We start from the raw sequence: 25,717 nt of genomic DNA, 5'->3' as shown, positions 1-25,717 counted from the left end.
AATTAAACTAGTAAAAACCTGGTCATTTTCTATTTTAGAAAATCATTGTCATAATAAGTACACCATGAGAAAAAATTACCTCTTCCTACTATTTTTGTTAATCAGTTGTATTCATATGACCGCCCAGCTGAGTAATATCCACTATCTTCCTCCATTAAAACAAGGTGGTAATAATCAGGCAATACGACAACAAGCTTTTTATTTATCTACACCAGAAACAACGGCTTTTGATGTGAACGTTTTTCAAGGAACCAACACTACGGCAGTTGCTACATTAACTATATCAAATACTGCTCCAGGAAAATATGATGTTGCAGACGGAGATAATAACATCACTCTCGTAAATAACACAAATACGGGTGTAGTACTTAGTAATAGTGGTTTGCGATTTGAATCTGTTGGAGGAGAGAATTTTTATGTAAACTATAGAGGAAGATCCTCTGCGCAAGGTACTTCATTAACATCAAAAGGAAGGCAAGCTATAGGAACCTTATTCAAATGGGGTGGTAGACCGAATTATGGAAACGGACAAACGAGTCTCAACGCGACTTTAGGGATTATGGCTACAGAACCTGGTACTACTATTGTAAATATCTATGGGTACGGAACAGATTGCGAATTCCGATTACAAGGAGATAATGATGGTATTACAGATGACACCTTAACTATAACATTAACACAAGGACAAACCTATGTTTTAGAAGCTTGGCGAAATGCTACAATTGCAAACATAGATTGTTGGTTAGGTGCTACCATCCAATCTGATAAAAAAATTGCGATTTCTAATGGAAATTTAAATGGAGCTCCAAGAGTAGGAAGTAACAGTAGAGATGCTGTTATTGATCAACCTGTTCCTGAGAATGTTTTAGGAAGGGAATATGTTTTTATTAGAGGAAATGGTGTAAATGACATAGAAACACCTATCATTATTGGAACACAGAACGGTACTGATATTTTTGTTGGAGGTGTATACCAAACAACCATTAATACAGGAGAATACTATGTAATCGATGGGAGTAATTACGTTCCTGCATCAACAGGAGGAAACATGTATGTAACTACCACTAAAGAAGTATATGCTTACCAACATCTTTCTGGATCAAGCGGAATCCAAACAGGGGGATTAAACTTTATTGCTCCGGTAAACTGCTTATTACCAGATAACTTAAGTAATATCTCTAATATTAGAGATGTAGATGGCCTAAATTTTAATGGAGGGATTACCATTGTAGCAGCTTCTATTACTCCAAATGCAAATATCATAGTTACCGATGATACAGGTACTGTACCTCTTGCGAATGAACAGACCGTTACCGGAACAGGAGATTGGAAAACATTTTATATTCCTAATCTTACGGGAAATGTTTCCGTACAGTCCTCTGGTCCAATCGCCGTTGGGTTTTTAGGAGTTAATAGTAATGCTGGGATTGCAGGTTATTTTTCTGGATTTGATACAGTACCTGTAGTAGAACTTGATATAACTGGAGGAGGCTGTTTGCCTGGTTCGGATGTTTTCGAAATAACGGGAAATTTTGATGCCTATCAATGGTTTCAAAATGGAGTGGAAATCATGGGAGCTACTACGAGTGTATTTACTCCAACAGAACCTGGAGATTTTTTTGTTAGAGTAACACGTGGAACTTGTACCTATAACTCTGCTATTTTATCCGCTTATAATTGTATTCCGGAAATTGTAATTTCTAAGACAGTAGATAACTCTCCTGTCATTGAAGGGGATACTGTTACTTTTACTGTTACTGTTGAAAGTTTAGGACAAGATCCTGTAAGTAATCTGGTTATTAATGATATTTTACCTTCTGAATTAAGCTTTGGAACCGTAACTCCTAGTTTTGGTACTTGGTCAGAACCGAACTGGAATATTGGAGATATGTTTCCTGGAGAGGTTCACACCCTTACAATTGAAGCTACTGTAAATGAAGTTTCTGCAGATGTTACCGTAACAAATACCATCAATAATACTCAAACCGAAGTAGATACAAACGCCTTACCCGATGACCCTACTGAGGATGTTACTATTATTAACAATGAACTAGAAATCACTAAAACAGACAGAGCTGCTCCAGATGGCAGTTATGATACCGTTGGAGAAATAATCACCTATGATTTTACGGTAACCAACACAGGAAGTCAAATAATTCCGAGTGTTACGATCTCTGACCCTAATATTGATGCTGGTAGTCTATCTCCTGCTTCTGTCTCTAATTTAGGAATTGGAGCAACAGCAAATTTCACAGCAACTCATACGATTACACAAGCGGATATTGAAGCAGATCAAGTGGTGAATACTGCTACTGCTGAGGGAACCTTATCAAATGGTTTTGTCATCACAGACATCTCTGATGACCCTGATGACCCCACGACAATAACAAGCGACCCTACTATTACACCAATAGAGCAAATTGGTGCTTTGGTATTGGAGAAAATTGCACAACCTGCTCCTGATGGTTTATATGATACATTAGGAGAATTAATTACTTATGAATTCACGGTAACCAATACTGGAAATGTAAGTTTAGATAATGTAACGATTACTGATGTAAATATAGATGCGGGTAGTTTAAGTCCAACTTCAGTTGCAAACTTACCTGCTGGAGAATCTGCTGTTTTTACAGCTACTCATGAAATCGTTCAGTTGGATTTTGACAATGGAAACACGACAAACATGGCTACAGCTACCGGTACCGAACCAGTCGAAGGAACTGTGGTTAGTGATATGTCGGATGATCCAACCACATTAGCACCTAATGATGCTACTGTGGTTAGCATTCCGCAATTTGGTAGATTAGATGTCACTAAAGTGGATGATGCTCCAATAAATGGACCTTATAACACCATCGGACAAACTATTACCTATACTATTGTTGCTACCAGTGTGGGTAATGTTACATTAACTGATGTAAATGTAGTAGACCCAAATGCGGATACCATAACTCTAATTAGCACCACAGGAACTGATACAGGTACTGATGATGTTGTAGACAGCATGGCTCCAATGGAAACTGCAACCTTTGAGGCTACCCATGTAATTACGCAGGAAGATCTCGATGCAAATCAGGTAGTAAATACAGCAACGGTAGGGGCTCAGGATCCTGGATTAGGTAGTATTACTGATTTATCGGATGATCCTGACGATCCCACAACCTCAACGAATGATCCAACGATAGTGTCTTTAATATCGACTCCAGGGATTTCGGTTACGAAACAAGCCGATGACGATAGCAATGTTGCAGAAGGACAAACAATAACATATACTTATACGGTTTCAAATACAGGAAACGTAACTTTCGATGAAGTAAGCCTTTCTGATTTACATTCTGGAAGTGGTTCTCTGGGAACAATAACGCTTCAAAGTACAACCGGTACAGATGATGGAATAGATAATGACCTAGATGAACTGGGTCCAGGAACAAATGCAGTTTGGACTGCAACTTATATTATAACGGCAACGGACATTTCAAATCAAAGTGATATCACCAATACGGTTACTGCTAGCGCTACGCCAAGAACTGGTAGTATTGCAGATCCTACAGACTTTACCGCAACAGAAGTCGTAACAGTAAATCCTAAAGAAACTATTTGTGGCGGTCAAACCTTATCACATGATTTAACAATGGATGTAGATCCGAGTATCGTTTCTTTTAGTTGGTCTACAACAGATAATCCATTAATTTCTGGAGAAACAACTACCACTTCTACAGATTCTAGCATTACTGACACTTTAATAAATATTGGAACTACAGATCAAGAAGTAATATACACTATCACTGGATTTGATTCTGGAGGAACTCCTCAAGATACATATACATACACCGTTACTGTGCAGCGTGCTCCACAAGTTTTAGACACTACTAGAACTGTAGACATTTGTACTGGAGATTCATTGAATCAAAATTTAATAGGACACGTTGATAACTATAATGACAGTGTAAATTTTTCTTGGTCAGCTATAGATAATGCAAATATCACTGGAGAAACAACTGCTACTTCAACCGATGATAGAATACAAGATACTCTTGTAAACACTTCTTCGGTTCCTCAGGATGTAGTATATACAATTACCCCTTCGGATAATACTAGCGGATGTATTGGAACTATTTACACCATAACAGTAACTGTAGAGCCTCCATTAGTAGTTCCACCAAATGATTCTGCTACGGTAGAATGTCTTGCTGATGCCACACAACCTGCCGCTCCTGTAGTTACTGATAGTAGCGGTACACCAATTACTCCAGTGATTACTGAAAATACAGATCCTACTTGCGAAGGAGATAAAGTCTACACCTATACCTATACCGATTGTGCAGGAAACGATTCTATCTATACATTTACCTACACCATCGATGTGACAACACTTCCAGTTGTACCAGCCAATGGAACAGCAACCGTAGAATGTTTAGCGGATGCTACCCAGCCTACTGCACCAATAGTAACAGATGTGTGCGGAAACAATATTACTCCTGTAATTACTGAAAATACAGATCCTGTTTGCGAAGGAGATAAAATATACACCTATACGTACACCGATTGTGCAGGAAACGATTCTGTATATACATTCACGTATACCATCGATGTAACAACACTTCCAGTTGTACCAGCCAATGGAACAGCAACAGTAGAATGTATTGCGGATGCTACGCAGCCTACTGCACCAACGGTAACAGATGTATGCGGAAACAATATTACTCCTGTAATTACTGAAAACACAGATCCTACTTGTGAAGGCGATAAAGTGTATACCTACACCTACACCGATTGTGCAGGAAATGATTCTGTATATACATTTACATATACCATCGATGTAACTACATTGCCTGTGGTACCAGTTAATGGAACAGCAACTGTAGAATGTTTAGCAGACGCTACACAACCTACTGCACCAATAGTAACAGATGTCTGCGGAAACAATATTACTCCTGTAATTACTGAAAATACAGATCCTGTTTGCGAAGGAGATAAAATATATACCTACACCTATACCGATTGTGCAGGAAATGATTCTGTATATACATTCACATATACCATCGATGTAACAACACTTCCGGTTGTACCAGCTAATGGAACAGCGACAGTAGAATGTATCGCTGATGCTACGCAGCCTACTGCACCAACGGTAACGGATGTATGTGGAAACAATATTACTCCTGTAATTACTGAAAATACAGATCCTGTTTGCGAAGGAGATAAAATATACACCTATACCTATACCGATTGTGCAGGAAATGATTCTGTATATACATTTACCTACACCATCGATGTAACGACACTTCCAGTTGTACCAGCCAATGGAACAGCGACAGTAGAATGTATTGCGGATGCTACCCAGCCTACTGCACCAATAGTAACAGATGTGTGCGGAAACAATATTACTCCTGTAATTACTGAAAACACAGATCCTACTTGTGAAGGCGATAAAGTGTATACCTACACCTACACCGATTGTGCAGGAAATGATTCTGTATATACATTTACCTACACCATCGATGTAACGACACTTCCAGTTGTACCAGCCAATGGAACAGCAACCGTAGAATGTATTGCGGATGCTACGCAGCCTAATGCACCAATAGTAACGGATGTATGTGGAAATGATATTACTCCTGTAATTACTGAAAATACAGATCCTGTTTGCGAAGGAGATAAAATATACACCTATACCTATACCGATTGTGCAGGAAATGATTCTGTATATACATTCACGTATACCATCGATGTAACGACACTTCCGGTTGTACCAGCCAATGGAACAGCAACAGTAGAATGTTTAGCAGACGCTACACAACCAACTGCACCAATAGTAACGGATGTCTGCGGAAACGATATTACTCCTGTAATTACTGAAAATACAGATCCTGTCTGCGAAGGAGATAAAGTATACACCTATACTTACACCGATTGTGCTGGAAACGATTCTATATACACATTTACCTACATCATAGATGTAACTACACTTCCGGTTGTACCAGCTAATGGAACAGCAACCGTAGAATGTATTGCGGATGCTACACAACCAACTGCACCAATAGTAACGGATGTCTGCGGAAACGATATTACTCCTGTAATTACTGAAAATACAGATCCTGTCTGCGAAGGAGATAAAGTATACACCTATACTTACACCGATTGTGCTGGAAACGATTCTATATACACATTTACCTACATCATAGATGTAACTACACTTCCGGTTGTACCAGCCAATGGAACAGCAACCGTAAATGATATTGCAGATGCGGTTCAGCCTACCGCTCCTCTAGTAACTGATGTCTGCGGAAATAATATTACTCCTATTATAACCGAAAATCCGGACCCTTTATGTGACGGTGAAAAAATATATACCTATTCCTATACCGATTGCGCAGGAAATACCTCTGTTTATACATTCACATATACAATTGATGTAACCGCTACTTTAGAAATTTCAGATACCTCTACAATAGTTTGTAGTGATACAAATATAAATTTTGATCTTACTACCTTAACTGGTCTTCCTGATGTTACTTTTGATTGGGTGATAACGCCAAATCCAAATATTAATGGAGCCAATAATGGTAGTGGAACTTCTATTACCGATAGTATTGAAAATATCTCTGGCAGTAACCAAGATGTTATATATACAATAACTCCCTTTAATAGTGATGGTTGTAATGGAAACACTTTTACTATAACCATAACGGTGTTACCAGAACCTTTTAATAATACTCCACCATCTGATATTACCTGCAGTAGCACTTCGATAAATCATGATTTAACTGGAGATGTGAACTTGATGAATACTACTTTTAGTTGGGTAGCAAATGATAATCCTAATGTAGTGGGAGAAACTACAACACCTTCAAATTCTAATTCTATTGCAGATGTACTTATTAATACTTCAGGGATAGTTCAAACGGTAATTTATACTATTACCCCCACAAGCGAAGATGGTTGTGCAGGTAACTCATACAACTATACCGTAACTGTAAATCCAGAGGCTGAAATGGTAATTACAAAATCTTTTTTACCTGCTGCAGATGGAAGCTACGATACCCTTGGAGAAATCATTGAATACGAAATCGTCATTAATAATATAAATGATGTTGAAATAAACAATGTAGAGATAAGTGATATGAATGCCGATGCAGGAAGTATAACTCCTTCTAACATAACTACAATTCCTGCAATGAGCTCTATTACAGTAAATGCCTCGCATACAATTACCCAAAGTGACTTAGATGCTGGACAAGTTGTAAATAGTGCTACTGCTACAGCTATTGACCCTTGTGGAAACATCGTGAACGATGTATCTGATGATCCTTCAACAGGAGCACCAAATGACAATACAATTACTCCTATACTTCAAAATCCTTCTATTTCTTTAGAAAAGATAGCAACTTTTAATGATGAAAATGGTGATGGATTTCCACAAGAAAGCGAAACCATAACCTATAATTTTACAGTCATCAATACGGGTAATGTAACATTGATCAATATTACTGTTTCTGATCCCGTGATTACAGTTAACAGAGGACCTATTGCTTTAGCACCAGGAATTTCGGACAGTACTACTTTTACAGGCACATATACCTTGACTCAAGGAGATATAGATTCGGGAAGCTTTAGTAATTCTGCCACTGTATCGTCAGAAGCTCCGGATGGAAGTATCATTTCTGACACCTCTGATGACCCTAACAATCCTACTAACGATGACATTAATGGTGATGGAGAACCTGATGATGCTACAATTACAACATTACTTTCTAATCCTGAATTAACTCTAAGTAAAACTGGTGTTTTTATTGATAGCAATAATGATGGTTTGGCACAGGTAGGAGAAACGATTGAATATACTTTCGATATTTCTAATACTGGAAATGTTTCAATTTTTGGAATTACCATTTCTGATCCTTTGGTTACTATTAATGGAGGTCCCATTAATCTATCACCAGGACAAACAAATAGTACTGCATTTACAGCTATTTACACTTTAACCCAAGATGATATTAATACAGGAAGTGTGACAAACTCTGCTATTGCTTCTGGTACTGATCCAAATGGAGGATTGATTGAAGACGTTTCTGATGATCCAACAACAACTCAGGATAATGATGACACTATTACAACCTTATCCAGAGATCCTCAGTTAACATTATTAAAAACAGCAAACTTTAATGACGAAAATGGAGATGGTTTTCCACAAATTGGTGAAACCATAAACTATATTTTTGATATTAGAAATACTGGAAACGTAACGATATCCAACATTACAATTTCTGATCCAATAGTTACAGTAAATGGAGGCCCCATTAATCTTGATCCCAACCAGTCTGATAACACTTCCTTTACCGCAGTTTATACAATCACACTGGCAGATTTGAATAACGGAAGTATAACGAATTCTGCCACAGTAAACGGTCAAGGTCCAGATGGAAGTACCATTACCGACATCAGTGATGACCCTAATAATCCAGATAATAATGATATAAATGGTGACGGTGATCCAGATGACAGCACGATTACCACATTAGATGCTAATCCTCAGATAAGCATTTCAAAAACTGGTATATTTCAAGATGAAAATGGAGATGGATTAACACAAGTTGGAGAGACTATATTATATGCATTTGATATCATTAATATCGGTAATGTAACCGTATCGAACATCGGTGTAACCGATCCATTGGTAACAGTTACAGGAACCCTGATTGATCTGGATCCTGGACAAAATGATAACACTACATTTACCGCTACATATAGTATTACTCAAGACGATATTGATGCTGGAGTAATTCAAAACAGTGCGATTGCTAGTGGTCAAGATCCAAATGGAAACATTATATCTGACACTTCGGACGATCCTAATAATACAGATAACAATGATACAAACGGAGATGGCGAGCCAGATGATATTACAAACACTACTATCCCAACGCAAGGAGAACTTAGTCTTATCAAAACTGAATTACCTGCTTCAGATGGTAGTTACGACACCGTTGGAGAACAAATCATCTATGAGTTAACTATAACCAATACTGGAAATGTTACTTTAACCAATATTTCGGTCACTGATGCAAACGCAGATCCAGAAAGTATTTCACCGGCAACGATTACCAGTTTATCTCCTGGGCAGAGTACAATAGTAAATGCTATTCATACAATTACACAGGATGAAATAGATAGCGGTATTGTAAATAACTCAGCTTCGGTAGAAGCAATAGATCCTTCTGGCAATCTAATTACAGATATTTCAGATGACCCAGATAATCCTACTGATACAGATCTCGATGGAGACGGAGATCCAGATGATATTACAGAAACAATAATAACACAAAACCCTTCTATTTCTTTTGAAAAAATTGGCAGCTTTAATGATCAAAATGGAGATGGTATCCCACAACAAGGAGAAACGATAACCTACAATTTTAACATTACAAATACTGGAAATGTATCCTTAAGTGATATCACCATTTCGGATCCTTTAGTTACCGTTAACGGCGGTCCAATCTCCTTAGTTCCTGGACAAGTTGATACAAATTCATTCTTTGCAGTATACACGATAACACAATCAGATATTGATAATGGAAGTATTACTAATTCTGCTATTATTACTGCAAATGACACAAACGGAAACCCGATTTCGGATATATCTGATGACCCAAATGACACAACTAATAATGATACAAATAATGATGGTGAACCAGATGACACTACAGTCACAACTCTAACAAATAATCCTGAGCTTACAATATTTAAAACAGGTGTCTTTATTGATGCTAATAATGATGGATTAGCGCAGGCAGGAGAAACCATTGAGTATATTTTCGATGTCACGAATTCAGGAAACACAACGATCACCGATATTACTATTACTGATCCGCTAATTCCTGTTACTGGAGGACCTATTGACTTGGTTCCTGGACAAACAGATAACAGCACCTTTACTGCGACGTATATATTATCACAATCAGATGTAAATACAGGAGAAGTTATAAATACTGCAACAGGTTCTGGTACTGATCCTAGTGGAGGATCTGTAAGTGATACTTCTGATGACCCAACGACTACAGATGATAATGACCCAACAGTTACCACTTTAGCAAGAGATCCAGAGCTTTCGCTATTCAAAACTGCTAATTTTAATGATGAAAATGGTGATGGAATTCCACAAAGCGGTGAGACTATTTCTTATACATTTGATGTAAGAAATACAGGAAATGTAACCATTACTAACATTACTATAACCGATCCAATTGTTCCAGTAACAGGAGGTCCAATTACGTTAAATCCAGCGCAAATTGACAATACAAGTTTTACAGCATTATATACAATTCTGCAATCTGATATTGACTCGGAAAATATTACTAATAGTGCTTTGGTAACAGGCGAAGATGATGATGGTGGAATCATAACTGATGTAAGCGATTTCTCCGATGATCCTGACAACCCAAATAATGAAGATTTAGATGGAGATGGAGATCCTGATGACCCAACAGTAACTGATTTAGTTGGAGATCCAGAATTAACCTTATTAAAAATCGGAACCTTTAATGACACAAATAATGATGGATTTGCCCAAGTTGGAGAAACCATTTCGTATACTTTTGAAGTAATCAACTCAGGAAATACCACTATTACCGATATAGAAATCACAGATCCATTAGTAAATGTAACAGGTGGACCAATTGATTTGATTCCAGGAGAAACGGATGCTACTACTTTCTCTGCCACATATGTAATTACACAATTTGATGTAGACACTGGAAGTATTACAAACTCTGCAGTTGTTTCTGGTCAAGATCCTAATGGAATCACTATTACAGATAATTCCGATGATCCTACAAATACAACAGATCAAGATGACAATAATGACGGAAACCCAGATGATGATACAGTAACAACGTTTTCTTCCCAAAGTGGTATTTCTATAAGTAAAGCATCTCTTCCAGCAACGGATGGAACTTATGATTCTATTGGAGAACAAATTACTTATTCTATTGTGATAACGAATACTGGAAATACAACCCTTACAAGTATTAATATCACTGATAACAATGCAGATATTGGAAGTATTACTCCTCAAAATATTACTATCTTACTTCCGGGAGAAACGATAACAGCTTCTGCAATACATACTATTACCCAAGCTGATCTAGACAACGGTATTGTATCTAATACGGCTATTGTTGAAGCTACAGATCCTTCAGGAAATATAATATCTGATATTTCCGACGATCCAAACAATCCAACTAATACAGATGCAGATGGAGATGGTGATCCAGATGATATTACGAATACTGATGTAAACCAAACTCCATCTATTAGTCTTACAAAAGCAGCAGATAATGCTCCAGACGGATTGTGGGACACAGTAGGTGAAGTTATTACATACACATTGCAAGTAACTAATACAGGGAATGTAACCTTAAGTAATATTAATATTTCTGACGCTAATGCCGATGTAGGTAGTATAATACCTGCTGATATATCTAGTTTATTGCCTGGTGAAACAGTAACAGTCATAGCTGCCCATACGATAACCCAACAAGATTTAGATACGGGATCAGTTACTAATACAGCTACGGTTACAGCCGAAGATACCAACGGAGGAATAATTACGGATGACTCGGATGATCCTAATAATCCAACAGATAATGACACCAATGGTGATGGAGACCCTGATGACGCCACAGTAACATCCACACCACAGTTAGGAACAATTGATATATTAAAAACAGTTGATAACATTACCTATACTGAAATCGGTGATATCCTTAACTATACTATCACAATAACCAATACAGGAAATGTTACTTTATTAAATGTAAATGTGATCGATCCTAATGCCATCTTAAACGATCCTACGTCGATACCCACACTAGGCCCTGGTGATATGTTTATGATAACAGGAACACATGTAATTACAGAACAAGATATCATTAATGGTTTTGTAGAGAATACGGCTTTTGCCAATGCTACTATTCCTAATTCCTCAATTACAATAACAGAAGATTCTGACGATCCTGATAATAGTACTAATACGGATATTGATAATGACGGAGACCCAGATGATCCTACCATTAGCTACTTAGATACAGACGGAGATGGTATCCCGAATGTATTCGACCTAGATGATGATAATGATGGTATTACAGATATAGAAGAGCAAAATGGAGATCCTTTCCTAGATACAGATGGCGATGGTATCATTGATAGCTTAGATCTTGATGCCGATGGAGATGGGATTTACGATTATATTGAAGCAGGGCACGATGGTATCGATAGTGATGGAGACGGAACAATCGATGGACCATTTGGAGATGATGGTATACCTGATCAAGTACAAGATGATCCTGATAATGGAACTGTAGATTATGACCCTCAGGATTCTGATGGTGATGGAATTGATGACTTCCAAGATATTGATGATGATAATGATGGAATACTAACAGAAGATGAAAATCCAGATCCTAATGGTGATATGTTACCAGATGACGCTTTTGATTCTGATGGTGATGGAATTCCAGATTATTTAGAACCCAACAACTCCGATCCTACGGCAGAGGACGATATAGAAGTATTTAATGGGGTTACACCTAATGGAGACGGAAATAATGATGTATTTATCATTCGCAATATTGAAAAATTCCCTGATAATGAATTAAAAATATTTAATCGATGGGGAGTATTGGTCTATGAAGCGATTGGTTATGGTCAAAATCAAGAATTTTTCCGAGGAGAATCTAATGGTAGGGTAACTATAAGTCAAGAACGTCAACTCCCTGTTGGTACATACTTCTATGTGTTAGTCTACAAAAATGCTATGGGAATATCCAAGACCCGAACTGGTTATTTATATATCAATCGATAGTTAACCCATCTAAATGATGAAAACTCTTTTTAGCAATAATCAGTTTATGAGTAGATCATACATATTAGGTATTCTAGTTTTTTTAATCTTTATACAAGATATAAAAGGTCAACAAGATGCACAGTATACACAATATATGTATAACACCATCAGCATCAATCCTGCATATGCAGGATCTAGAAATGCTATTAGTATTGCCGGATTATACAGAGATCAATGGGTAGGTATTAATGGAGCTCCAGTAACGCAAACTCTAAATATTCACTCACCTATTGGACGAGCCGAAAAAGTAGGTCTAGGATTATCAATAGTAAATGATAAAATTGGTCCTACCCAGGAAACGTATATCTACATAGACCTTTCTTACACCATAAGCACCTCTGAACAAGGAAAGTTAGCTTTTGGTGTAAAGGCTGGAGGGCATTTACTTGATGTTAATTTTGATCGATTAAACCAGTATTCAACTTCGGATATTCTTTTGGACACCAATATTGATAATAAATTCTCTCCTAATGTTGGAATAGGTGCTTATTATTATACTCCAAAATTTTATTTTGGAATCTCAGCTCCTAATCTACTGCAAACAAAACATTTTAATGAATCTTCTAATGATAATACTGCTTCTTCTTTTTTAGCCTCAGAAAGAATCAACTATTACATGATGCTAGGATATGTATTTGAAATCAATGATTATCTAAAACTAAAACCCGCAATATTGGGAAAAGTTGTTGCTGGATCGCCGTTGCAAATAGATGCTTCTGCGAACTTCTTATTTTATGACAAGCTTACACTAGGAGTAGCTTACCGATGGAGCGCAGCACTTAGTGGTTTAGTAGGGTTTCAGATTACAAACAACCTGATGTTAGGTTTTGCTTATGATTGGGAAACTACTGCGCTAGGTAACACAGAATTTAATTCAGGTTCTTATGAATTTTTCTTACGCTATGAAATTTTTAAGAAAAAGGAACGTGTATTATATCCTAGATTCTTTTAACCAAAAACAAACAAAAATGATGATATATAGAATTCTTTACAGTATTGGTTTCCTTATACTCATCCCCTCATTTTTGTTTTCTCAAAATTCGGATTTCAAAAAAGCTAATAAACGGTTTAATGATTTTGAATTTATAGAGGCTATTGATTCGTACAAAAAAATTATAAATCAAGGAAAAGGATCAATTGAAGTATATCAAAAACTCGGAGATGCTTATTATTATAATTCAGACCTAGAAAATGCAGGAAAATGGTATCAAAAAATGTTCGAATATAGAACAGAACAATTAAATGATAGTATCATTGTAGAAGAACTGCAACCAGAATACTACTATAAAGCGGCTCATTGTTACGAACATTTAGAAAAATATGATGAAGCAAAGAGACTAATAACTCTTGCCAAAGAGAGTAATGCAAACGACTCAAGAAGCAAAAGATTAGAAGAAAACCAAGATTATTTAGAAGATATCGAAAAGCAATCTGGCAGATACGAAATCAGTGATTTTGAAAACAACTCTGCATTTACAGATTTCGCTCCTTCCTTTTATCAAAACGAGCTTGTTTTTTCGTCTTCCAGAGGAAAAAGAAAAAATATATCAAGCCGAAATTCATGGAATCAACAAGCATATTTAGGATTATTTCAAAGCATAAAGGATGATTCCATCGGCGTATCCTTTTCTAGAGAATTTGCAAAAGAATTGAGTTCACGTCTTCATGAATCTACCTCATCATTCTCAAAAGATGGTAATGTTATATATTTTACACGTAATAATATTTTCAAGGGTACTTCAAGGAAAGATTCATTAGGAGTTAATCGACTCAAAATATTTAAAGCTTTTAAAACTGCAAAACAAAAATGGTCACAACCCGAAGAACTTCCTTTTAATAATGATCAATACTCTGTTGCGCATCCTACACTTAATTCAGATGGAACAAAATTGTATTTCGCCTCTGATATGCCTGGAGGTTATGGCGAGTCAGATCTTTATGTAGTTGACATTAATAATGATGGAAGTTACGGAGAACCAAAAAATCTGGGACCAGAAATTAATACAGAAGGTCGAGACACCTTTCCTTTTATTACTACATCTGGGATGCTATATTTCGCATCAGACGGGCATCTTGGACTTGGTGGATTAGACATTTTTGTAACAAATACAACTGCATCTGAAAAAAAGGTTTATAACATAGGTAAACCTGTAAATAGTAATTACGATGATGTTACTTTTATCATCAATGAAGATACTAAAGAAGGATACTTCGCTTCAAATCGTAAAGGTGGACGTGGAGATGATGATATTTATTGTATTACTCAGAACAGCCCATTAGTTACGGATTGTATCGGATATATTAGTGGCTTGGTAAAAGATCAAAACTCTAAAGAGATTTTAGTCGAAACAGAAATAGAGGTTCTTAATCAAGATAAAGAAACGATATTTACTGGTAAAACAAATGAGGAAGGATTTTTCTATGTACCCTTAGATTGCAATAATAAAAGTTTTGAGTTCCTACTAACAAAAACAAAATACAAACCTCTAAATATTAGTATAGATACTAATAATGATAATCCAATAGCAAATAAAGATTTCTTTTTGGAAAAAGACACACCAAAAACTGGTGTAGATCTAGGAAAAATACTTTCGCTCAAACCGATTTATTTCGCTTCTAACAAAGCTTTGATTCTCAATAGTACTGCAGAAGAACTGGATAAAATTGTCTCTTATCTGAAGGAGTTTCCTTCATTAAAAATTGAAATCCGATCACACACTGATAGTAAAGGAAGTGATCTATACAACCTAAAATTATCAGCAAAACGAGCTACTGCCACAGCCAAGTATATCATCGCTAAAGGTATCAATCCCAATCGAGTAAAAAGCAAAGGATATGGAGAACTGCAATTAAAAAACCATTGTAAAAATGGTATTCCTTGTAGTAAGGAAAGGCATCAGCAAAATAGAAGAAGTGAATTTATAGTAATTGAAAACTAATCTACACCATACCATAAAGTTCCCTTCGCCTTACAGGTAATCAGCAATTAGACATTAAAAGTTAGATTGTTTGTAATCCATATATGAAGTTGAATTATACCTAAAAACGTCATAACTCTTTCGAAAATCCATAAAAACAATATATTATGTAAGAATAATACTACTATATTTGTTTTTTAAATTGATTTTTGTGTATTTTGTAGATGTAAATTGTTTTTTAATCTATTTCCCCAAAATAAAACATATGAAAAAAGCGATTTTTACATGGATCTTATGCGTCCTATTCAGTTCATTTAGTTTTTCTCAGAAAAAATCACTGGATAGTATCATACCTTTCATAAAAACGGAAAAAGACTCTGTATTATTTGATACAGCCATGAAATATTTTGAAAATATGTGGAGAGCGGAAGAGTTCGACATGGCTTTATCATACGAATCTAAATTATTATCTATTTCAAATACTATAAAGTATAATAAAGGTATTGGTAATGTATACCAACATATCGGAAACGTTCATAATTTAACTCAGCAACATATAAAAGCTTTTTACAATTATGACCAAGCTGCCACATACTTTAAAAAAGCTAATCACCAACGAGGTTTGGCAATTATTAATAATAATAAATCTACTATTGAACAAGGAAGAGGTAATTCCGAAAAAGCAATACATCATATACTAGAAGCAAACTTATACTTCGAGCGTATGAAAGATAGTTTAGTCTTATCCAGTACATATAACAATCTTGCCAATATTTACTCCGATATTGATAATTATGAACTTGCCGAAGAATATTATCAAAAATCGATAGCCTTAAAGAAAAAATTCAGACCAAATAAGGTAGGGTCAGCATTAAACAATTTAGCACTGATCTATATCGACCTTGGTAAAATCGATGAAGCAGAAAAACTGATTAACGAAGCCTTAAAAATTAGCAAGAAAAATAATCGAACTTTAGACAAAGCAATGGCGTATACCCGACTAGCTAATCTTTACAAAGCAAATAAAGAATATGAAAAATCAAAAAAATATTACGATTCTTCATATTGCAATGCTGTACAAGCACAAAACTTTAGAGTGGCTGCAAACATCAAACAACAGTTAGGCGAGATTGCGATCAAACTAAAAAATTATAATGAAGCAGAAGTTCTCTTAGATGAAGCTAGAACAGAACTAGTAAGACTAGATATTCCACCATTGCTTTTGACCAATTATAGACATTCTGCTACTTTAGACTCAGCGAGAAATAATTTTGCATCTGCCTTTATTTGGCAAAAAAAATACCAGCAAATTGCAGATCAAATATCCAGAAATGAATCCACCGAAAAAATCTCTAAAGCAGAGATTCGTTTCAAATCCGAATTAGAACAACTAAAACTTCTTGAAGAAAAAGAAAAACAGGAATTAAAAACACAAGGAGCATTATTTAAATATAGAATATTTACATTCATAAGCATAGGAATGTTTGTCATAGGTGCAATATTTTTATTCTTTATTATCAAAACCAGAAGAGAAAGAAAAAGATATATTGCTGAATTAAACGAATCTAACCAAGTAAAAAACAAGCTCTTTTCTATCATTTCTCATGATCTAAAAAATGAAATACACGGACTTGATGGCACCTTAAATCTTTTAAAAGAAAATGCCATTTCTAAAGAGGAGTTTGAAGAAATTGTTCCGCTACTTTCTAATAGAACGCATCAGACTTCTATAATGCTTAATAATTTATTGAATTGGTCCAAATCCCAAATGAATGAATTAAATGCAAAACCTACCGAGTTTAATATTAAAGACGTTATCCAGAATAAATTTAGCTTTTTCGAACCCAAAGCAGCACGTAAGAACATCCAACTTAACAATAAATTAGACGCTACTTTGGTATATGCGGACAAGGATATGTTTTCTATTGTGTCACAAAATTTATTAGCAAACGCTATTAAATTTTGTAAATCCGGAGATTCTATAACCTTGCTATCTAATGAAAAGGAGGAGCACTATGAAATTTATTTTCAAGATACTGGAGTAGGAATTCCGGAGGAAAACCTTCATAAACTATTCTCTGAAGACACTTTTACTACAAAAGGTACGCAACAAGAAGCAGGTACAGGTTTAGGATTAAAAATTTGCAAAGAACTTGTAGAATTAAATAAAGGTGAAATTAAAGTAAAAAGTATTTTAGGTGAGGGTAGCACATTTTGCATCACATTACCAAAAGCATCATAAGATTTTATAAAAAGATTAAGATACAAAAGCCCTTGCTCTCTAAGGTTTTAACGTTCTTTTCACTTACAACGCATTGTTATTTCTTTATCTTCGGCCGATAAAAAAAATTACACATGCTCAAAAATACGCTTTATTTGCTGCTGGCGTGTACCATTACACTATCCAGTTGCTCATCTTTACAAAGTAAAAAAACAAAGAAACCAGCAGCAACAGCTGCTAAAAAACCGGGAAAAGATAAAAATGCTATTAAACCTTATAAAGAGGTTATTACAAAAAAGGCAAAAAGTGATCCTGGACTTTTTACTGTTCACAATATTGAAGACAAATATTTTTACGAAATACCAGATTCTCTATTTAATAGAGAAATGTTAATGGTAACCAGAATTGCTAAAACTGCAACCGGTATCGGTTTTGGTGGAGGAAAACAAAATACGCAAGTCCTTAGATGGCAAAGAAAAAACAAAAAAGTATTACTGCGCGTAGTATCACACCAAATATATGCTGCGGATTCTTTACCTATTCATGAAGCAGTAGAAAATTCTAACTTTGAGCCTATCTTATTTTCATTTCCTATCAAAGCATTCCATAAGGATTCTGTAAATAATGCTACAGTGATCGATGTAACAGATATGTTTACGAAGGATGTAAAAGCGATTGGTTTTCCTGCATCAAGAAGAAAAAGGTATAAGATAACAAGGTTAGACCAGAGTCTTTCCTATATAGACTCTATAAGAAGTTACCCTCTTAATATCGAAACCAGACACGTAAAAACATACATGGCTGGAGATCCACCATCAAACGCTAGCACTGGAACCATCTCATTAGAAATGAGTAATTCCATGATCCTATTACCAGAAACACCAATGAAAAGAAGGATATTTGATCAACGTGTTGGATGGTTTGCAAGAGGACAAACAGATTACGGATTAGAAGCGCAAGAAAGTAAGACTATTAGATATCTAGATAGATGGAGATTAGAAGTAAAAGAAGAAGATATTGAAAAGTTCAAAAGAGGCGAACTAGTAGTTCCTAAAAAACAAATTGTCTATTATATTGATCGTGCTACGCCTAAAAAATGGAGGAAGTATATAAAACAAGGTATAGAAGATTGGCAGGTAGCTTTTGAAGAAGCTGGTTTTAAAGAAGCGATTATCGCTAAAGACCCACCTTCGAAAGAAGAAGATCCGGATTGGAGTCCTGAGGATGTAAGATATTCTGTAGTACGTTACCTCGCATCTCCTATTCCAAATGCAAACGGACCTCATGTTAGTGATCCAAGATCAGGAGAAATTCTAGAAAGTGATATTAATTGGTATCATAATGTAATGACACTGCTTCGTAACTGGTTTTTTGTACAAACCGCAGCCATTAATCCCGAAGCAAGAGGAGTAGCTTTTAAAGACGAAATCATGGGTAGATTAATACGATTCGTATCTGCTCACGAAGTAGGACATACATTAGGATTACCTCATAATATGGGTAGTAGTGTTGCCTATCCTGTAGAATCGCTTCGTGATCCTGCATTTACGAAAAAATATGGTACAGCTCCTTCTATTATGGATTATGCACGTTTTAATTACATCGCGCAACCTGGAGATGGTGATGTAGCGCTAATGCCAGAAATTGGAATTTATGACAAGCATGCGATTAGATGGGGATATCGACCTATTCTGGATACAACAGAAGAGGAAGAAAAGAAGACTTTAGACAGCTGGATATTAGCACATCAGAATGATCCTAAATATCGTTTTGGAAGACAACAATTTGGTGTTATAGATCCAAGCTCACAAACAGAAGATCTTGGAGATGATGCTGTAAATGCCAGTACTTATGGAATTGCGAATCTAAAAAGAATTATTCCTAATCTAATAGAATGGACTGCTGAGGATGGTAAAAATTATAATGATTTAGAGACAATGTATGGTCAAGTACTTGGACAGTTTAATAGATATATGGGACATGTTTCTTCTAATATCGGAGGTGTATATGAATATTTTAAAACATACGATCAAGAAGGTGCTGTGTATACTCATGTAACTAAAGAGAATCAGAAACGTGCTATGAAATTTTTACAAGAACAATTGTTTAGCACGCCAAATTGGTTATTAGACACCAATATCTTTAACAAAATAGAATCTGCAGGAAGTGTGGAACGTATCAGAAACTTTCAGACCAGAACTCTGAATAATCTTTTGGATTATGGAAGAATGGCCAGATTAATTGAAAATGAAGCATTAAATACAAATGCATATACTTTAATTGATTTAATGACCGAATTAAGAGCTGGTTTATGGAGTGAACTAAGAAATGGATCAAAAATAGATGTCTACCGTCGTAACTTGCAAAGAGCTTATATAGAGCGTTTAGAGTTTTTGATGACAAAAGAACAAACACCAATACCTGCTAATTTCAGACGTTTCGTGAGACGAACCAATGTTGATGTTTCACAAAGTGATATCAGACCTATTGTTCGTGCAGAATTAAAAAACTTACAGAGAGACATTAGAAATGCAGTTGGAAGAACATCTGATAGAATGACACGTTATCATTTGCAGGATGCAATAGAAAGAATTTCGTTGATATTAGATCCAATAAAATAATCGTAATCAAAGAATTTAGATTCTAAAATTATGATATCAAAAAAGCCAATCTTTTAGAGATTGGCTTTTTTAGTTTACAAACTTTCTGCCGTTATCCTTGCAGCGTTTATTGTTTCATCTAAATCTTCATAGCTAAGTGCGTCTGTAATGAACCAGGTTTCAAATGCACTTGGGGCGATATAAATCCCTTGATCTAGCATCCCATGAAAAAACTTCTTAAAAGTATCATTATTTCCAGCTGCCGCACTTTCGAAATTAACCACAGGTTTTTCAGAAAAATGAACAGAAATCATAGAACCTAATCTATTAATAGTATGTACTATATTTTTCTCGGTTAAAACCTTTCCAATTCCGTCATGTAAGTATTCGGTTTTCTTAGTTAAACTATCAAATACTTCAGATTTTTCATTTAGCTCTGTTAACATTGCTAATCCTGCTGCCATTGCCAAAGGATTACCACTTAAAGTTCCTGCCTGGTATACGGGACCTAAAGGAGCAAGATGATTCATGATTTCTTCTCTTGCCGCAAAGGCTCCTACTGGCAAACCTCCGCCAATAACTTTTCCAAAAGTTACGATATCCGCATCTACTCCTAGCAATTCCTGTACACCACCTTTAGCTAATCTAAAACCGGTCATTACTTCATCAAATATTAGCAGTATATTATGTGTATCACAAAGTGATCTTAAACCTTCTAAAAAACCTTTTACTGGAGGGATACACCCCATATTTCCAGCTACAGGTTCAATAATAATACAGGCTATCTCATCCTTATTAGAATTGATAATTTCTTCTACATTCTCTAGATCATTATACCTTGCTAACAAGGTGTCTTTTGCTGTTCCTGCGGTTACACCAGGACTATTAGGACTTCCAAAAGTAACAGCTCCACTACCAGCCTGAATCAAAAATGAATCACTATGACCATGATAACATCCTGCAAATTTGATGATTTTGTCCTTTTTTGTAAATCCTCTTGCCAATCTTACAGCACTCATACAAGCCTCTGTACCAGAATTTACGAATCGTATTTTATCAATATTAGGCACCATAGATACCGCTAGCTCGGCAATCTTAGTTTCAATTTCTGTAGGCATACCAAAACTAGTTCCCTTTTTGGCTTTTTCAACCACTGCATCAACCACAGGTGGATATGCATGACCAAGTATCATTGGCCCCCATGAATTGATGTAATCGATTAAACGATTTCCATCTTCATCATATAAATAAGCACCTTTTGCTTCTTTCACAAAGATTGGATCACCTCCTACTGCTTTAAATGCACGAACAGGAGAATTAACTCCTCCAGGAATTACTTTCTGAGCCTCTTTAAACAGAGCACTACTTCTTTTATAAATCATAGTACGTTAAAATTCGTCAGCATCGTCCTCTGGCTTTTCTACTTTAAGTACTTGTCCAATGGCGATTGCGTTATCTTTTAAATTATTGTAAGCTTTTAGTTCTGCTACTTTTAGATTATATCTTCTGGAGATAGAATAAAGAGTATCGCCTTTCTGCACGATATACTCACCATTTTTGATCTTTGGAGCTTTCCTTTTCTCCACTTTTTTAGGCTCTACAGCTACGTAAGAAGTCCCTAACACCTCAGCATCATAGTCATACAATTTATAGCGTTCAATAATACTAATTAGTTTCACAGGGTATTTCTTATCCGTGGCGTATCCCGCAGCTCTTAAACCATAAGCCCAAGACTTATAATCACTTTGCTTATAGGTAAAAAGCTTGGAATATCGCTTTCTATTTTTAAGAAATAAAGAATGATCTCTAAATGATTCGCTTGCTTTTTCGTACTTCCTAAAACATTCTTGGGAGCGATCATCATCATGGTATACTCTATCACCTGTCCAATCATGACATTTAATTCCGAAGTGATTTTTGGCTTTACTTGTCAATTCTCCATAACCAGCTCCCGATTCTAAAATACCTTGTGCTAGTGTAATACTCGCAGGGATTCCATATTGCACCATCTCATGTTTAGCAATACTAGCATATTCGAAAATATAATTCTGAACTTTTTCTTTATAAGAAACCTTAGCGAGAGGTTTTTTAGCAACTTCTTTTGGCTTTTCTACCGATGTTACCTCTCTACTAACCTGCGTTTTTCTAGACGAAACAGTTTTAGTTTTTGTTGTAGTTCTTGTTGTTTTCTTACTACCTCCACATGAAATTAAGAGTGCAGTCACACAGCACATCATTATTATTTTCCTCACATTCATATTAAATCCTAATAAGAGGGATTTTCTTTTTACTCAGTTTTTTATTCATCCCAGCAATACCTTGCAGACCTCCTGTATGAACGGCTAAAATACGAGTATTTTTTGTAAAATCCCCTTTCTGTATCTTATCAAAAATACCGTATATCATCTTGGCCGTATATATAGGATCTAAGGTGATATACTGTTCTTCTTTAAACCTATTCATAAACTCAATTAATACAGTATTTATTTTACCATAACCCCCAAAATGATATTCCGTATTCAAGCTCCAATTCTCCTTATTGGTATATTTATTTATCTCAGCATTTAAAAAATCTCCTTTTAGCGCTGGGAAACCAATAACCTTTTGATGATCACTACTTCTATTAATGATGCCAGCAATAGTTCCTCCTGTTCCAACTGCACAACAGAGATAATCATATTGATTATCTGAGGATATAAGAATTTCTTCACAACCTTTGACAGCTAATTCATTTGTTCCTCCTTCGGGTACTACATAAAACGAGCCAAATTCTTTCGTGAGTTTTTCTAAAAAAGAAGTTGAAGTCTTTTCCCTGTAGTCTTCCCTGCTCACAAACTTTAATTGCATACAATGATCCGTAGCAAATTGTAGGGTGTCATTCTCGGACAAAACTCTTTGCAAATCATTTGCTAATTCTTCTCCTCTGATAACTCCAATAGTCTTAAAACCCATTAGTTTTCCTGCGGCAGCAGTAGCAGCTATATGATTACTATAAGCACCTCCGAAAGTAAGAATTGTTTTGTATCCATTTGCTTGTGCTTCTCTAAGATTATATTTCAGTTTTCTGAATTTATTCCCAGAAACATATGCATGAATTTGGTCTTCACGTTTTATATCAAGTGTTATCCCAGCTTCATCTAATAAGGGATGTGTTATTTTTTGGTTGATTACGGTAGAAATTTCTGAAGAAAAGAAATCCATATCACAATTAGAGATATTTTGTAAAACTCCAGATTTTTCGATGCTCTAAATAGGAAAGTTCTCCTTCCATTTCGTAAGCTTCACGCTCAAAAGAGATATTTCGATAAGCTTCTCTAGAATTTCCATACTGAAATAATCTAATAATGTACTCCAATAGATAAACAATATAAAAAGGCAATACCAAAAGCTCTAGCTGCTGTTTTAAGTGAATTCTTTCATGGTTTATAAACACCTTATCCTCTTTTAACCGTGGATCTTTTACCACAATAAAAGGCCAAAGTGCTATACCCACAAAATGACGACCTATCAAATATTTGTTAACTAAAATTGGCATCTAACCGCAAGATAGTATTTTTGTAGTGATGAGCAACCCAAAAAGAATACTAAAACCCGAAGAAGGTGATTACTATCTTACACCTGAAGGGTATCGATGTTTTACAGAACAATATCATCTACGAAGAGGGTACTGTTGTGAGAGTGGCTGTAGGCATTGCCCATACGGTTATGATAAAAAAACAAATAAGTATACCAAAAAGTAGATTTTAAGTCACTCATGGTATGATTATTGTGCATTTTTTACCAAAAAATTGTTGAACTTTTTAAAAACATAGGATTATGAAATCTTTCTCTCTTTTATCGCTGATCCTAATCATAACACTCAGCTCTTGCTCTAGTGTAAGAGTAGCTTCTGATTATGATAGGCAAACAAATTTTAATAGTTACAAAAGCTACGCCTTTTTTAAGCCAGGAATAGATAAGGCTGAAATTAGCGACTTGGACAAAAAACGCATCCTAAGAGCCATTGAAGCGGATATGGCTGCTAAAGGATTTACCAAATCAGAAAATCCAGACGTATTAGTAAGTATTTTTACAAAAACTAAAGAAAACGTAAACATTTATCAAAATAACTTTGGCTTCGGATGGGGTTATGGATGGGGATGGAATCCTTGGTTTTGGAACAATGGATTTAATACCGTTTCTAGAACAACGGAAGGCACTTTATATATAGATCTTATCGATGCCTCTAAAAGAGAGCTTATCTGGCAAGGTATGGGTACCGCAGCACTTACAGAAAGGGTAGAAAGAAAACAGGAAAAAATGAATCAAATTGTAACCGCGATATTAGAAAAATATCCTCCAGAATTAAAATAAGCATTTCATCCGTTTAGATATCATAGCCTTTCTTTTATAGAGAGGCTATTTTTTTATGTACTTTTATATACAGAACCAGATTCTTAAAAGTATGCGTAATTTTTTACTTGGTGCTTGTATTGCAGCATTTATTGCTTTGGGAATTAGCTATTTTATTATTCAGGCTAAAACTCAAAAAACCGAAATACAATCTTCTGATTTAATTTTAGATCAGATAAAAAACGTAGGAAAACTTGTGGTTACCGAAGGACATTTCTCTGAGGTCATTACCTATAAAGACGCAAAAAAATACTATTTGGATATTTTAACTGCAGAAAAAAAAGCTATTGTGGTGGTAAACGCTGAAGTTACGGTTTCTTATGACCTTAGCAAAATAGAACACTCCATTGATAAAACGAATAAAACAGTAACAATTACCCATATTCCCGAAGCCGAAATTAACATCAATCCAACGATAAAATACCATGATCTGGAAGAGGATTTCTTTAATCAATTTAATCCAGAAGATCATAATAAAATACAACAAGAAGTAACTCGTCAATTAAATGAAAAAGTAGAAGCCTCTACACTAAAATCTAATGCCGAAAACAGACTGATAAGCGAACTACAAAAGATTTATATTCTTACCAATAGCTTAGGATGGAAGTTGGTTTATAAAGGAGATACGGTTACCAATTCTGAACAATTGATTTTATAAAACCTGAAACAATATAATTCTTAG

Annotated in this window: 12 protein-coding genes; 8 read left to right on the top strand and 4 right to left on the bottom strand. The window is 35.5% G+C overall.

The window, feature by feature from the left end; all coding sequences use genetic code 11:
• The first annotated feature begins 64 nt into the window (after nucleotides 1–64).
• The 5 genes from ACWNT5_RS22675 to ACWNT5_RS22655 all read left to right on the top strand — a co-directional run bounded on the left by ACWNT5_RS22675 (nucleotide 65) and on the right by ACWNT5_RS22655 (nucleotide 20,664).
• The gene (locus ACWNT5_RS22675) at nucleotides 65–12,862 is read left to right on the top strand and encodes a DUF7507 domain-containing protein (RefSeq protein ID WP_456518642.1); all 12,798 of its coding nucleotides are present in this window, start codon (nucleotides 65–67) and stop codon (nucleotides 12,860–12,862) included.
• A gap of 46 nt (nucleotides 12,863–12,908) precedes the next feature.
• Complete coding sequence (locus ACWNT5_RS22670) at nucleotides 12,909–13,856, top strand: PorP/SprF family type IX secretion system membrane protein (protein ID WP_456518660.1); 948 nt, start codon at nucleotides 12,909–12,911, stop codon at nucleotides 13,854–13,856.
• Between the two features lie 16 nt (nucleotides 13,857–13,872).
• Nucleotides 13,873–15,843, top strand: coding sequence for an OmpA family protein (locus ACWNT5_RS22665; RefSeq protein ID WP_456518641.1), 1,971 nt, complete (start codon nucleotides 13,873–13,875; stop codon nucleotides 15,841–15,843).
• Between the two features lie 244 nt (nucleotides 15,844–16,087).
• Nucleotides 16,088–18,064, top strand: coding sequence for a tetratricopeptide repeat-containing sensor histidine kinase (locus tag ACWNT5_RS22660; protein ID WP_299610623.1), 1,977 nt, complete (start codon nucleotides 16,088–16,090; stop codon nucleotides 18,062–18,064).
• Between the two features lie 113 nt (nucleotides 18,065–18,177).
• Nucleotides 18,178–20,664, top strand: a complete 2,487-nt coding sequence (locus ACWNT5_RS22655) for a zinc-dependent metalloprotease (RefSeq protein WP_299610621.1) — start codon at nucleotides 18,178–18,180, stop codon at nucleotides 20,662–20,664.
• 74 nt (nucleotides 20,665–20,738) lie between these two features.
• Here the strand turns inward: ACWNT5_RS22655 and hemL are convergent, their stop codons facing one another.
• The 4 genes from hemL to ACWNT5_RS22635 are packed head-to-tail and all read right to left on the bottom strand — an operon-like array spanning nucleotide 20,739 to nucleotide 24,178.
• Nucleotides 20,739–22,025 carry a glutamate-1-semialdehyde 2,1-aminomutase gene (hemL, locus tag ACWNT5_RS22650; RefSeq protein WP_299610619.1) on the bottom strand — a complete coding sequence of 429 codons (1,287 nt, stop codon included), beginning with the start codon at nucleotides 22,023–22,025 and terminating at the stop codon, nucleotides 20,739–20,741.
• A gap of 6 nt (nucleotides 22,026–22,031) precedes the next feature.
• The gene (locus tag ACWNT5_RS22645; RefSeq protein ID WP_299610711.1) at nucleotides 22,032–22,877 is read right to left on the bottom strand and encodes a glucosaminidase domain-containing protein; all 846 of its coding nucleotides are present in this window, start codon (nucleotides 22,875–22,877) and stop codon (nucleotides 22,032–22,034) included.
• A 25-nt stretch (nucleotides 22,878–22,902) separates the two neighbouring features.
• On the bottom strand, nucleotides 22,903–23,844 hold the full coding sequence (locus ACWNT5_RS22640) for a 1-aminocyclopropane-1-carboxylate deaminase/D-cysteine desulfhydrase (protein ID WP_299610617.1): 942 nt from the start codon (nucleotides 23,842–23,844) through the stop codon (nucleotides 22,903–22,905).
• 7 nt (nucleotides 23,845–23,851) lie between these two features.
• Nucleotides 23,852–24,178: a hypothetical protein gene (locus ACWNT5_RS22635; RefSeq protein ID WP_299610615.1), complete on the bottom strand. Its 327-nt coding sequence runs from the start codon at nucleotides 24,176–24,178 to the stop codon at nucleotides 23,852–23,854.
• 28 nt (nucleotides 24,179–24,206) lie between these two features.
• Here ACWNT5_RS22635 and ACWNT5_RS22630 point away from each other — a divergent pair, with 28 nt between their 5' ends.
• From ACWNT5_RS22630 to ACWNT5_RS22620, 3 genes are all read left to right on the top strand, one after another.
• Nucleotides 24,207–24,383, top strand: a complete 177-nt coding sequence (locus tag ACWNT5_RS22630) for a DUF5522 domain-containing protein (RefSeq protein ID WP_299610612.1) — start codon at nucleotides 24,207–24,209, stop codon at nucleotides 24,381–24,383.
• A gap of 76 nt (nucleotides 24,384–24,459) precedes the next feature.
• Entirely contained in the window at nucleotides 24,460–24,996 is a 537-nt protein-coding gene (locus tag ACWNT5_RS22625) for a DUF4136 domain-containing protein (protein ID WP_299610610.1), read from the top strand.
• A 91-nt stretch (nucleotides 24,997–25,087) separates the two neighbouring features.
• Nucleotides 25,088–25,693 carry a DUF4230 domain-containing protein gene (locus ACWNT5_RS22620; RefSeq protein ID WP_299610607.1) on the top strand — a complete coding sequence of 202 codons (606 nt, stop codon included), beginning with the start codon at nucleotides 25,088–25,090 and terminating at the stop codon, nucleotides 25,691–25,693.
• Nucleotides 25,694–25,717 lie beyond the last annotated feature (24 nt).

The sequence above is a fragment of the Aquimarina sp. 433 genome (assembly GCF_054054605.1).
This window is presented reverse-complemented; position numbering and strand designations above follow the sequence as displayed.